Genomic DNA, 12,647 nt, shown 5'->3' on the forward strand with positions numbered 1-12,647 from the left:
GAGGAGGGTAAAATGGAACAAACGTTAAGAATAACAAACGTGTTAGCAGATCCCACCAGATATTATATTTATCAACATATAGTGAAAAGCCATGGAGATGTATCGGTTCAGCAAATCGCCGATTCTTTTAAAATCCATCCCAATGTGGCCCGTCTACATTTATCAAAACTGGAAGATATCGATATGTTGACCTCTGATGCCCGTAAAACTGGGAAAGGCGGTCGCCCTAGCAGACTTTATCGATTGTCTGATAAAGTCATTCAGCTTAATTTTCCATATAGGAACTATCAGCTCCTTTCAAGGATTGCAATCCAGACGATTATGACATTAGGGGAACCAGGTAAACAGGCTCTTTATGAAACGGGAAAAGTATTCGGAGAGGAATTGATCAATCAGCAACTATCCATGAACTCAACACCGATCGATCAAATCGCTTTTGCGGAAAAAGTCAACATTCTTAAAAATGCGGCTAACATTGCAGGCTTGTCGCCTGAAATACAAGCTAGCGAAGAAGAAAATAAAATCTACTTCAGTATCTACAATTGCCCGTTTAAGGAAGTTACTGAATTAGAGCCAGGTACGATCTGTTCCATGCACAATTCATTTTTAAAAGGTATGTTCGAAGCCTTGTTTGAAAATGTCCATATTGTGGAATTGGAAAATATGATGTCTAATTGCGCAACATGCTCTTATCAGGCTTCGGTTCTCACATAGAAACAAAAGGCATCCTTTACATTACCTTACAATCTCATTTATAATTATTTAGAATGTACACGACTAGACATAAGGAGGGATTCGGATGGAACGCATGTTCAGAGTATGTGGATTTTGGACAGGAATTATGGCAATATTCTTTTATCTTGGCCATATGCATCAAACGTCATTACTTTTCTTTGCACAAACCGGCTTTTTCGTACTTTTAAGTTATTTGAAATTATCTGAGCGCATGTATATTTATGTTTTCGGCGCCTATCTCACCGTTTTCTTTGTAGGATTTTCCTACTGGAGCGTATTTATGATGACTCCAGGTACTGCGCATTAGGAACAAGCAATATTACATAACCCATGAATTTTGATTCATGGGTTTTTACTTGTCCTCATTCAGGGAGGATCTTTGCATCTTCAGCTAAATTCTTCGATTGAAGCAACACTCTGAAATGTTCACTAAATCCCCCTGGAACGATTAGCCCCCGAATTGCACGATTACGCTTTGCCGTTTTGGAGAATGGATCAGTTCCTTGGTGGTCCTTCAATTCCTCAAGTATCCCGGTTTTAATCAGGAATTCATTTTGAAGAAAAAGCCCCTGATTGAAAAAACCCTTTCTTTTTCCGATTTCGATTAAAGTGTCAAAATGGATATGTGTCGTCAAATCCATATCACCAGGATACATAAGTGGATCTTTGATCATTTCATGCTGATAATAGCCCCTCAAGCTCCCTTGAAGGTGGGTTGGCTCCTTCCATTCCCGTTCGGTATAACCATAATCAATTGTAAGGAGCATGGCCGAATCGATATGGGAAATGATATTCTCATATTCCTGGACCATTTTAAGCGGAACTTCGTATCGTTGTTTTTCATTTAATGTGATGTTTCGTTCTGTAAGGTAAGATAGAATGCCAGGGTTGACCAAAGGTTCCCTTACTTCTACCAAATCGCCTTCCTTTTCAGCAACGAATACCTCTACAAGCGCTCCCTTATACTTTTCAATGACATGTACAGGCAACGCGTCGAATAGTTCATTTGAAAAGACGATTCCATTTACTTTCGTCCATTTTTCTAAACTGGCAACAGAAACTGCCTGTTTGAACATCCCTACACGTTCTTGCTGGATCTTTCTGTGATACGGACTGCCATCGACCATGATATAAGTCAGGGAGTCCCATAAAAGCGGTTCCATTTCTTTTATGAAAACGAGGATGTCATAAGCCAGCTTACCATCCCCAGCACCGACTTCGATGATTCTTGGTGAAACTCCGCACATTTTTATTAAATAGACGAACCATCTGGCAAGTGACCTTCCAAATGCATCCCCTACATTACCAGACGTATAAAAATCCCCTCTTGAGCCAATCTTTTCTTTTTCGCGCACATAGTAGCCTATATTTGGTGTATATAAAACAGCATCCATATAGTCATGATAGGAAATTCTCCTTTGGGAGCTGCTTGCAATCAATTCCTTCAAGTGATTTATCAACACAATGCCTCCGTCTCCATGGTCATCGGAAAATTAAACCTTCCCTTATCTTTAATAAAAATAAGTTCTATGTCATGAATAAGTTTTTTTATCGACAACATGCAAAAAACTATATTTTAAAGTTCACAAAAAGGACACAGTTCATAAAAGATGCACCTTGATAACTTTAATCGAAAAAAAGGAATGTTCTCCCTAAAACCGACATTAAAATAAGCATTTTATTTCAGAGCAGGAATCAGGAAAGTCATCCACTCCCAGGAAGACCCTTAAATTAAACTTGGGCCTCTCTTTTCATCCCCTCCATTCCCCGATCAAGTGAGAGACAAAACATTTTTTATATTCAGTATAGTTCCGGAGATGACCGATTTCAATATTTTCACATTACAAAGAACGTAAAATAAAACAGGTGCCATATGGCACCTGCAATAGTCATTATCTTAAAAAGGGATTGGTATTCTTTTCATCTAAAATGGTCGTGACTGGCCCATGACCTGGAAAAACGATAGCATCATCAGAAAGTGTCAGCAGCTTCGTTTCAATGCTTTTTAACAGCACTGCTTCGCTTCCGCCTATTAAATCGGTTCTGCCAACGCTTCCCTGGAACAAGACATCCCCTGAAAATAGAAGACGTTCCTCCTTCACATAATACGACACGCTCCCTGGTGAGTGTCCGGGGGTTTCGAATACTTCGAAAGTGAATCCTCCTATAGTAAGTTCTTGCTCATTTGCGAGGATGTGATCGGCTGGCTTCATGCGCATTGGATTTTCAGGGAACCACTTTTGGGAACCATTCAATGCGGGATCAAGTAGCCACTTGGCCTCTTTTTCGTGAATATATGCAGGTATCTCATAATAATCGCGAATAGCATCAAGAGCACCGATATGGTCAAAATGTGCATGTGTCAATAAAATCGCCAATGGCTTCAATTTTTTTGTCTGTATGTACTGTATGATTTTTTGAGGCTCTTCACCCGGATCGAAAATGACGCAATCCTGTCCATCGGAAACTACATAACAATTCGTTTGCAGCGGGCCTAGAGGTATTTGTGTCCATTTCATTTTCATCAACTCCTATATGATTTTCTATCTTCATCTTACACCAATTAAAGCTGCTAATGTTAATTCAGTTTACTCAAGTCATACAAGTGTCACCTTTTAAACCTCGACAAATAATTGAAAAAATATTAAGATATTAACAAATGCAATCTTTTCTACATATTTTTGGTAGTTGCTTTATTCTCTGGGTATATTATTAGAGATTAGGTATTCATTACAAAAAAGGGGGTTTTGATATGATATTAATGGTTGTTTTCGGACTTGTGGCCATCTTAGGAGTTGCAGCTGTGTTTACCTCATTAAAAAAGAGAAACTTCTTAGGATTCCTTTTTGCAGCCGGCAGTGCAGTCGTGTTTGGCTGGTTCACTGTCATGACTGTCATCAACAGTGGTTTTCCTGTTGCCCATTAAAGAAAAAAGCTCGCCATCCGGCGAGCTTTTGTTTTGGGTCATTATGTTTGTTTGAACAATCTTTGTATTTGATGGGTTTTCATATCAATGATTTTCTCAAATTGATATCCATATAAGCAGAGGTTGCCATCAAGCGAACAGCTTAATGGTTCATTTTCCATGTCCTTCATCAATTCTTCTTGTGTGCCTTTTTCCCAATTTAATTTAGTTAAGGTAAACCTTCCCTCATATTGGTCCGCATCTTTTGATTCATTAGGAATAAACGTTATGAATTCCTTGTTTTTTTCAATGAAATCATAGGATGGAATCACCCAATCTGAAAAGCTTTTCAATAGTGGCACGGAAAAAGAGTGGATCGGTTTGTTTGTTCGATCATAAAATGCATATGTACCCCGATCTTGTTTTTCTGTCTCCACTTGAATCGTCATCAGCGCTTGTTTCATTTTTTTAAAGTGAATGACATCGAGCATAAGGCTTTCCGCTCCAGCATCATTCAGCGCTTTTCTTTCTAAGGGAGCCGTCAAAGCAGGTTCTTGCTTATCCCAATCGAGAAACATCAATTCTTTTTCACTTGCCCATTGAGCAAAGGGCTGTGGAAAGTCCAGTGTTTCCAGTGTTTGATCACCTGGATTCAACACATAACTACTGTATGTCCAATCTTCATAAAAACTCGATAAAAACAACATGCCATCTTGATATGAATTCCACTCATAAGCTAATTCATAGGCTGGGATCGCCACGGAATACAGTGGATTTCCCGTTTTATCGAGTATTGTGATTGATGCTTTACCCGAAGAGGTGAAGGACGATAACAAAATATGCGTACCAGACGGACTGATGGAAACTTCAGAAAACGCAAAAGCCGGCTGATAGAAAACGGAAGTGTCATTCGTTTCCAAATTCCATGACATCAACTGGGATAATTCATGACCATCCCGCTTCACAGAATATAAAATGGTTTTAGAATCCAGCCATCCAAAAATGGCTTCGATTTTTTCCGTTTCTGCAGTCGGGACCTTTAATTTGCTTACTGAAGTTTCCTTGGTAGATTGGGAGTGTTCTTTTTCCGTATCATTTACGGGTTTACTAAGGTCCTTGGAAGGCTCACAAGCCGAGATAAGAAGGATAGTGGAGATAAATAATGGGATGAAACACAACATCTTACAAATGGAAAGCCGCATACAAAGTGCTGCTTTGGATACTTTAATCTCCACACACCTCCCACTTCATAACTAAAAACGCCTGGCATATGTGAGCGAGACATTAGAAAGAGAGTAAGGATTAACCAATCGAACCCTTACGACTTTCATTATAAAGTAAAAAAGAGAAAATGTGGCGAATAATTACCTTATATTTTTTTGGAAGTATATTCCCCCGGATTAATGGCATCACATATACAAGCCAGCCATCAAAATCTTAACGGAATCTTCATATATACCAGGCAAATGGGATAGGGGAAGTGGATTGATGCCCTTTCCCAGCTCAATTGTGAATCCGCAACGTTTGAATTCCTGAATGAACCAATCTTTATACCCAGCATGGCTGTCAACATATTGTACAGCCCGATATCCGCTCCGTTTCTCAAACTCCCTCGCAACATTCGCAGCCTGTTCAGGTTCATGTCCTTCATATCCCCAATAAAATTCTTTTCCTTGTGTGTGAAGTGCTAACACTCTTTCAAAATTCCGTCTTTTTGCCAGCTCCTTCATGGCCAATGCTTCTGGTTCCGATAATGCGGTCTCGCCTGGAAAATCCCTCGGGGCAGGGGCTTTTGGAATCTTTCTTTGCTTTTCAATCTCCCAATTGGCCGGATATTGATTATTCAGGTCGACACCGCGGATATTGGCTTTCCAAGCATAAAAGGCAGGATTTCCATTATTCATTTTCAAAACATCGACTTTCCCCTCTGCCGCCTCCTCCCCCTTTAGGACTAGCTCTACTCCATCCGGATTAACCATTGGAACCATCGAAATCGTCGTATCCCTATAGAAGGGCATACAATCCATACCGCATAATGTACGATCATTCGTTACTGCCAGCAGAAAATCATTCAGCCACTTCATCAAGACCGCCGAAGTGATCCATTCATTTGCATGGAATGAACCGTTATAATGTATGATTTTTTCACCTTGACCGATTCTTACCTCAAGGAGGTCTTTTCCCAATACACTCCTCCCAATCGATTCAACTTTAATGAAGGGGTAATGAAAAGATAGAATATCAAGATCGTTAAGAAGTGATTGATAATCATAGGGTTTTTCGGTGACAAGCATGGGATTCATGATTCGGACGGGTACGGAAATCGTTTTTTGTTCAACTTGATTCAATAATAATATCCCATCGATGGGCAGGTGATATAGTAAAGCGATTTCGGCAAAATCGATATCTAACCGGGACTCTTCCTGAACAATGTACCCCGGTATCTGTACTTCCATGCCATTTGGCAAAACCCCGTCAGTAATACCGGGATTTGCATCCTCAATCAAAACTCGGGGAATTTGGAACATTTGGCTGTAATATGCCAAATTATCCCCGTTTCTGCTCACTACTTTCATTCAGCCTCCGCCCCTTTCATTGTTTAATCTTTATGAAACGAAAGGCAGAAAGATGTTCAGGAAGTCTCCGTGTTTCATAATTGATTCTAGGTTCTCCTTTTATGGACCTGAATCTCCTTACAAAAACAAAAAAACCTGGATTGCTCCAGGTTTCTTTTTTCAACGTCGCTCATAAAATCGGAGCAAATCCCCGTATATGATTTTGTCGGAGTAATCAAGCTCCTGCTTCGCCTTTTCCAAGTACTTCTCACATGGATCCTTTTCCGTCGCCGCTCCGGTCTTTTTATCATAACAGGTATCCATCGTATAGAGATAATCCTTCGTGATGAAACTGCTATCGCGAAGAACGGTGAATTCTATTTTCTCTTCAGAAAATAGATCTTTGCCGAATTCGATATAATCATCATTTTCAATCCCCAATAAATGAAGGAGAGTCGGCCTTACATCAATCTGACCGGAAACGGTGGAAACCGTTTTACCCTTCTGCCCGGGGACATGTATGATGAGCGGGACACGCTGAAGCTGGATGGATTCGAAAGGCGTGATTTCCTTCCCAAGGAACTGGCTCATAGCAGAGTTGTGATTTTCCGAAATGCCATAATGATCGCCATATAATACAATAATGGAATCCTCATATAATCCCTCACGTTTCAAATCACCGATAAATCGTTCCAATGCTTCGTCAGTATAGCGCACGGTCGGAAAATACTGATTCAATGTTTTGGAACTCGAATCGTAAGGTTCCAATGTCCGGTCTTCTTCATTCAAAGTGAATGGGAAATGATTGGTTAACGTTATGAACTTGGCATAAAAAGGCTCCGGCATCCCCTTCAAGTGGGCAATTGATTGCCGGAAGAACGATTTATCATTCAAACCCCAATTGACGGAATTCTTTTCAGAGACTTTATATTCATCACTATCATAAAACTGCTGATACCCAAGAGAGTCGTACATTATGTCACGATTCCAAAAACTTTTATTATTGGCATGCAAGGAAGCCGTATAGTAACCTTTTTCCGTTAAGATTTCAGGGGTGGCTCTGTATTCATTTTGGGCATGAGTGAAAAATACTGCACCTCTGCCTAAAGGATAGAGGGAATTCTCAATAATGAATTCTGAATCGGATGTTTTCCCCTGGCCAGTTTGGTGATAAAAGTTATTGAAATAATAGCTATCTTTGATGAATTCGTTCAGAAAAGGAGTGATTTCTTCACCGTTCACAGTTTTATTGATGACAAAGCTTTGAGTCGATTCCAATGAAACAAGAATCACATTTTTGCCTTTTGCCAGACCATATAGATCATCATTAACCGCTTTTTGATTGGCACGGACATAATTTTCAATTTCCGACAATTCACTGCCATCCGCAAGGGCACGTTGGGCCGATGATTTCGTCTGTAATATTGCATCATAGAGGTGATAATGGTACGTACCAATATTCTTGACGAGGATTTCACGGTCAAACGTTCGCGTCAGGAGTTCAGGACGCTCAGCTTCCGCTAAAGCTAAATTAAAGAAGGTCACTCCTAAAGCCATTAACACAAAGAATTTACGGTCCTGAGGATTGTATGAACGGTCATGGAATGATTTCGGTTTGTATTTCACCATAAGCATCAGGAACAGAATATCGGCAAAATACAAAAGGTCACTTGGATTGATCAATTCATGTACACTGCTTCCAAGGTCGTTCATATTGCTCGTTTGAAAAAGTACGGGAATGGTTAAAAAGTCATTAAAAAAGCGAAAAAACACAAGGTTGGCAAAGAGGACGAAGGTGATGAAAAAACTCATGATCAGTAAGTATGCCGTCCGTTTATTTTCTTTTAAAAATATATACACGCCAAGAGTAAGTAAAAGGAAACTGACCGGATTGATGAAAAGTATGAACTCCTGGATCCAATTTTCAATATCTATCTCAAAACTTGTTTTATAAGCAATGTATGTTTTAAGCCAAAGTGATATTAATACGACCCAAAACAATGAATGTCCCTGTTTTTTGAAGACCCTTATCAATCCTGGTCCCTCCTCATCGAAGAAGCGATGGAGCTATGATCCAGAGCGCTTCAATCTTGGGTCATAGTTCTCCCCGCTATGCAAAATGCATCCACCCCTTCAAATGGGGAACTTTTTGAAAATTCGATAATTTACACACCCCAGCTTGCCAAAGGGCACAAGAACGGATCAACCATTCAATTGGCTTTTAATGAGCCAGGCTGCACCAATTACCCCTGCATCATTGCCTAGTGTTGCCAGGCTGATTTTCGTTGATTTACTAACCCGTTTAAAGGCATACTTTCCAAAGGCAGATCGGACAGGATCGAGCAAAATGTCTCCCGCTTGTGAAACGCCCCCACCAATGACGATTTTATCCGGATTCATGACATTCCCAACATGTGATAGTGCTAGCCCCAAGTAATTGCCTACCTTATCCACCACTGCTTTGGACAAAGGATCGCCTGCTGCAGCGCATTGGAATAACAATTTGGAAGTAACCACATTTCCCTCGTCGACTTTCTGCTGAAGCATTGACTTTTCATCGGCAGTATTCAAGGCCTCTAAAGCCATACGAACGATTCCCGTAGCTGAAGCAACCGTTTCCAAACAACCTGTCTTGCCGCAATTGCATGGTGCCCCGCCGTCCGTTACGACCGTTATATGCCCCACTTCACCAGCAGCTCCACTAGTACCATGGACGATTTGCCCATTATGGATGATCCCTCCGCCTACACCCGTTCCCAGAGTTATACAAACGAGGTCTTTGGCACCATTACCGGCACCTTTCCACATTTCTCCCAAAGCTGCCATATTGGCATCATTATCGATCACCGCAGGGAGAGATGTCTCCACCTCCAATAAATCTTTTAATGGATAGTCTTTCCAACCTAGATTGACAGCTTCATATATGGAACCGTTAACAAATTTCACAGGGCCGGGGGCACCCATTCCTATCCCTACTATCTTACTCTTCGGTTCATTAAGTTCCACGAGCTTCGCATCAATCGCTTTGGCTATGTTAATCGTAATGAATTTGCCCTTTTCGGAGATATCCGTGCTGATTTCCCATTTATGAATAATCTCTCCGTATGAATTGATCAGAGCCAGTTTGGTAGTTGTACCGCCTAAATCTACACCCATCAGCCACTTTTCCATCATTCTCACCTTTTTTATCAATTTTTTTTCTGTTTTTCCCTTTCAAGAGACAATTGCTGCCTAATTAAAAGGATCGCCATTTGATAATCTTTCGTATCCATCATCTGCATACGGTGGATTTCCCTGATTTCAGCTTCCATCAGTTCAAGCTCGGCTAATCGATCACCAATGTAAATAAATGTGCCGAATCTTTTCAGGTATTGTTGAAGATCATAATATGTTTTCATAATAAGCCTCTTTACTCTTTTCTATAGGAAAGTATATCGAATCAGCCTCATTGTAACAAGCGTCGATTTCCACTTTTGATAATTTTCCCCATCCTCCACATACATGTCCAACTCTATTCATATGATGAAATATCAAGAATGTGAACGCCTAATATGGACTCTTTCGATTTGATTTGAAAATTTGAAACTGCTTAATATTTTTTAAACCATTCATCATGCGTAAAAACGGAGGGGAAAAATGAAACTACAATTGAAGTATACCGTCTTTTTAGTCTTAACCACCATTTTTGTCATCCTTTATTTTTCAAATAATGAACAGACAGAGGAAACCATCATTTTTTTTCCCATCGATTCCTCGCTCCATTTTGAACATGCTTCCACCCACCTGACACCGAAGGGTACCGGGAATTCCACCTATACAATCACTTGGAAGGTGAGTTCTGCGTTGGACCAGCCTGCTTACTTACGTCAGGATGTATCGCTCTTATACAAAAATGGAAAATTGGCAGGAGCGTTAAAAAATTGGCGGCAAAATAAACAAGAACTCTCTCAAAAAGCGAAATCTAAAGAAACCGAGAGTGGGCGTTATGAAGCGGTAACTTTTCATTATGCCGAGGTTCATCCGAGCGACACAATTTTCACCAGTGCCCAGCAGCTGAGTAAAGAAAAACTTTATACAGTAACTACACCAACTTTTCAATACTTCCACCGTCCCCTTTCAGAGGAACAGATTCAGTGGAAAAAAACGCTGGACGGCTTTACCGATCAAACGGTTCGAAATGGTTTGGAGAAAGCCGGTCAAGCATTTCAAGTTAATCTGGATCAGTACAAAATCATCTCATTGACAGACCTGCCCTCAAAAAAAAACCAATGGCTTTCTGCCTTCCCCCAATTCAAACGGGAAGAAATTGTGGGAAAGCTGTGGGAAGGGCTTTATAAAAATTATGTGTTAGGAATAAAAAAGGAGGATGGATCCACTGTGAGTCCACAAGGCAGCACCATCCCCCAATTGCTCATGGCTAAGAATCAAAGTGAAATACTTGTCTTGTTTACACTGAAAGACGGTACCCCAATCATGCTACGTCAAAAGTTATAGCCGTTTTTCAATTTCTGGCAGCAGTTTAGTATATGACTTATTATCCGGGGCAAGCTCAATAGCCTTTTCAGCTTGCTCCTTAGCTTGATCGAATGATTCGAGATTCATGTAGACTAAGGCAAGATTGTAATGGGCTTCATGCAAATCCGGATTGCTTTCAACCGCCTTTTCATAATAATCCCTCGCTTTATATATATCCTTTTTCTCAAAAGATAAATTCCCTAGCATAAAAAGCGATAGTGGTGCATCAGGGTTTGCATCCACATATTTGAATAACATCTCTTCCGCTTTATCTTCTTCTTCATCATCAATATACTTTTGGGCAAGCATGGCCATGGTATTATCATCCATAGCTGCACTGTCCTGATGGTTGAAACCAAATTGAAGCAAGCCATAGGTCAGTATTGCCGTCCCTATCAGAAAAGCCAGCTGCCGAAAGATATTCTTGGATTTTGGCAGATGGACCACTCCAGCAGCCAAGAACCCTCCGATCAAACCTCCGATATGCCCTGCATTGTCAATTCCCGAAACGGTGAAACCATATATTAAGTTAATGATGATCAACACGATCACCGATGAACCCATCGAGCGCATGAATAATTTCGGATAGACGATGCCAAAGTACAGAAGTGCCCCAAAACAGCCAAAAATGGCCCCGCTCGCCCCTGCCGAAAGATTCGGGGTCATGATGAAGCTGCCTAGAGTTCCAGCGAAACCAGCGAATATATAGATGAAAAGGAACCTGGCATTACCGTAAATCCTTTCCACTTCAGCACCGATCAAATACAATGAAAATGTATTCATCAGTAAATGAATAAACCCAATATGGACAATCATTGGTGTAAAGAACCGCCACCATTCCCCTTGTATGATATAAGGAGAAAATTTAGCGCCAAACTCAATCAAGGTCTTGGAATTGGTGCTGCCTCCATTGAACTCCATCAAGATGAACACAGCTATTTGTATCGCCATGAATATATATGTAAAGAATGGCTTATTGGCATTTTGAAATACCTTCTGCTCAGCCTTAGCCTTTTTGACCGACTCCGAGATTGCGTCTTTCTTTGCTGCGAGAATCTTTTCCTCATCTATTTCATCTTCTTCAAGAACTTGAATTGAAAGTGGTTTTTTCAATACATGCTCAAGGTTTTGTAACGAATCATGAAATGATTCACAAGTTAGAATAAACGTGTTAACATTCGTTTTTTTAAAGGAAGCCACCTGTAAACTAAAGTCATGATCATCGACCGGGGCAAATTTACTAACATAGATACTTAATATGTCTATGGGCTTTTTGTATAATTTCCTTCTGATCCTTTCCCCATTCTGCAATGTTCGGTCGATATCGCGCTTGAGCCAATTAGCCCAATCCAAATCATGTCGAATGAGTCTGATGACTGGAAACTCCTTATTCTTATCGCTCTCAAGCCAAATCTCCTGATGGTTTTCCGTGACAGTGATCATTCGATAATCATAATGGGCCGACAACTCCCTAATGGTTTCCCAAAACAAATAATCCTCTTTAAATCCCAATGCCTTCCCCACTTTCCAATGAATCTTAAGCTTCTAAAATTCCTGTTTCTATAATTAAAACTATAGACGAAATCATGAAAAAAGTAAAAAAGGAGACTGTTTTAACCCCTCTCTCCCTATGGGTTATAAATAAAAAAGGAACCCCTGATCAGGTTCCTTTTAAGATGCCGGCATCATCATTTGGTCTGACTGAACATGCTTTGCATCATTTTATCCCTGAACATTGGCATATTCAAGGATTTAGTCACTAGAAATCTTCTTAGTATACCGCTAGACAGCACAACATTTATCAAGCGGTACCGATTTTGATAACCTGCATAAACCACTAAACCAACCAAGAAGATTTGAATAATTAATCGAAGCATAACGATCCCTCCTATCATTAGTGTGATACAGGACAGGATTTTTATGAGCAAAAAAGTGAT

The 12,647-nt window shown here is 40.3% G+C and carries 13 protein-coding genes; 4 read left to right on the top strand and 9 right to left on the bottom strand.

The window, feature by feature from the left end; genetic code table 11:
* Nucleotides 1–12 precede the first annotated feature (12 nt).
* Together ABIE66_RS18130 and ABIE66_RS18135 are read left to right on the top strand one after the other, a co-directional pair.
* Nucleotides 13–714 (top strand): helix-turn-helix transcriptional regulator, encoded by a 702-nt coding sequence (locus ABIE66_RS18130; RefSeq protein WP_370015790.1) that lies wholly within the window; start codon nt 13–15, stop codon nt 712–714.
* Between the two features lie 85 nt (nt 715–799).
* On the top strand, nt 800–1,042 hold the full coding sequence (locus tag ABIE66_RS18135; protein ID WP_289315675.1) for a DUF2626 domain-containing protein: 243 nt from the start codon (nt 800–802) through the stop codon (nt 1,040–1,042).
* Nucleotides 1,043–1,097: 55 nt separating this feature from the next.
* Here ABIE66_RS18135 and ABIE66_RS18140 read toward each other — a convergent pair whose 3' ends face one another.
* Together ABIE66_RS18140 and ABIE66_RS18145 are read right to left on the bottom strand one after the other, a co-directional pair.
* Entirely contained in the window at nt 1,098–2,195 is a 1,098-nt protein-coding gene (locus ABIE66_RS18140; protein ID WP_370015793.1) for a class I SAM-dependent methyltransferase, read from the bottom strand.
* Between the two features lie 432 nt (nt 2,196–2,627).
* Nucleotides 2,628–3,254: an MBL fold metallo-hydrolase gene (locus ABIE66_RS18145; protein WP_289315673.1), complete on the bottom strand. Its 627-nt coding sequence runs from the start codon at nt 3,252–3,254 to the stop codon at nt 2,628–2,630.
* Between the two features lie 233 nt (nt 3,255–3,487).
* Between ABIE66_RS18145 and ABIE66_RS18150 the strand changes: the two genes are divergently transcribed.
* Nucleotides 3,488–3,661 carry a DUF2759 domain-containing protein gene (locus tag ABIE66_RS18150; protein ID WP_289315672.1) on the top strand — a complete coding sequence of 58 codons (174 nt, stop codon included), beginning with the start codon at nt 3,488–3,490 and terminating at the stop codon, nt 3,659–3,661.
* Nucleotides 3,662–3,702: 41 nt separating this feature from the next.
* On the opposite strand, the gene ABIE66_RS18155 is transcribed toward ABIE66_RS18150, so the two are convergent.
* From ABIE66_RS18155 to ABIE66_RS18175, 5 genes are all read right to left on the bottom strand, one after another.
* A complete protein-coding gene (locus tag ABIE66_RS18155) occupies nt 3,703–4,875 on the bottom strand; it encodes a YqgU-like beta propeller domain-containing protein (protein WP_289325755.1) in 1,173 nt (390 codons plus the stop codon).
* Between the two features lie 174 nt (nt 4,876–5,049).
* A complete protein-coding gene (locus tag ABIE66_RS18160; RefSeq protein WP_370015796.1) occupies nt 5,050–6,216 on the bottom strand; it encodes a M14 family metallopeptidase in 1,167 nt (388 codons plus the stop codon).
* Between the two features lie 159 nt (nt 6,217–6,375).
* A complete protein-coding gene (locus tag ABIE66_RS18165; RefSeq protein WP_370017077.1) occupies nt 6,376–8,226 on the bottom strand; it encodes an LTA synthase family protein in 1,851 nt (616 codons plus the stop codon).
* A 171-nt stretch (nt 8,227–8,397) separates the two neighbouring features.
* A complete protein-coding gene (locus ABIE66_RS18170; RefSeq protein ID WP_289327351.1) occupies nt 8,398–9,369 on the bottom strand; it encodes an ROK family glucokinase in 972 nt (323 codons plus the stop codon).
* Nucleotides 9,370–9,383: 14 nt separating this feature from the next.
* Nucleotides 9,384–9,593 carry a YqgQ family protein gene (locus tag ABIE66_RS18175; protein ID WP_076365307.1) on the bottom strand — a complete coding sequence of 70 codons (210 nt, stop codon included), beginning with the start codon at nt 9,591–9,593 and terminating at the stop codon, nt 9,384–9,386.
* Between the two features lie 238 nt (nt 9,594–9,831).
* On the opposite strand from ABIE66_RS18175, the gene ABIE66_RS18180 reads away from it, so the two are divergent.
* Nucleotides 9,832–10,689 (top strand): hypothetical protein, encoded by an 858-nt coding sequence (locus ABIE66_RS18180; RefSeq protein WP_370015797.1) that lies wholly within the window; start codon nt 9,832–9,834, stop codon nt 10,687–10,689.
* Here the strand turns inward: ABIE66_RS18180 and ABIE66_RS18185 are convergent.
* A complete protein-coding gene (locus ABIE66_RS18185; protein WP_370015798.1) occupies nt 10,684–12,222 on the bottom strand; it encodes a rhomboid family intramembrane serine protease in 1,539 nt (512 codons plus the stop codon). The genes ABIE66_RS18180 and ABIE66_RS18185 overlap by 6 nt on opposite strands.
* A 176-nt stretch (nt 12,223–12,398) precedes the next feature.
* Complete coding sequence (locus ABIE66_RS18190; protein ID WP_289325760.1) at nt 12,399–12,587, bottom strand: hypothetical protein; 189 nt, start codon at nt 12,585–12,587, stop codon at nt 12,399–12,401.
* Nucleotides 12,588–12,647: the final 60 nt, after the last annotated feature.

This window comes from Peribacillus sp. B2I2, assembly GCF_041261685.1.
Lineage (GTDB): Bacteria > Bacillota > Bacilli > Bacillales > DSM-1321 > Peribacillus.

Coding starts and splice junctions, on each gene's coding strand:
- ABIE66_RS18130 (WP_370015790.1), top strand. CDS start 13: ATGGAACAAACGTTAAGAATAACAAACGTGTTAGCAGATCCCACCAGA.
- ABIE66_RS18135 (WP_289315675.1), top strand. CDS start 800: ATGGAACGCATGTTCAGAGTATGTGGATTTTGGACAGGAATTATGGCA.
- ABIE66_RS18145 (WP_289315673.1), bottom strand. CDS start 3,254: ATGAAATGGACACAAATACCTCTAGGCCCGCTGCAAACGAATTGTTAT.
- ABIE66_RS18150 (WP_289315672.1), top strand. CDS start 3,488: ATGATATTAATGGTTGTTTTCGGACTTGTGGCCATCTTAGGAGTTGCA.
- ABIE66_RS18160 (WP_370015796.1), bottom strand. CDS start 6,216: ATGAAAGTAGTGAGCAGAAACGGGGATAATTTGGCATATTACAGCCAA.
- ABIE66_RS18170 (WP_289327351.1), bottom strand. CDS start 9,369: ATGATGGAAAAGTGGCTGATGGGTGTAGATTTAGGCGGTACAACTACC.
- ABIE66_RS18175 (WP_076365307.1), bottom strand. CDS start 9,593: ATGAAAACATATTATGATCTTCAACAATACCTGAAAAGATTCGGCACA.
- ABIE66_RS18180 (WP_370015797.1), top strand. CDS start 9,832: ATGAAACTACAATTGAAGTATACCGTCTTTTTAGTCTTAACCACCATT.
- ABIE66_RS18190 (WP_289325760.1), bottom strand. CDS start 12,587: ATGCTTCGATTAATTATTCAAATCTTCTTGGTTGGTTTAGTGGTTTAT.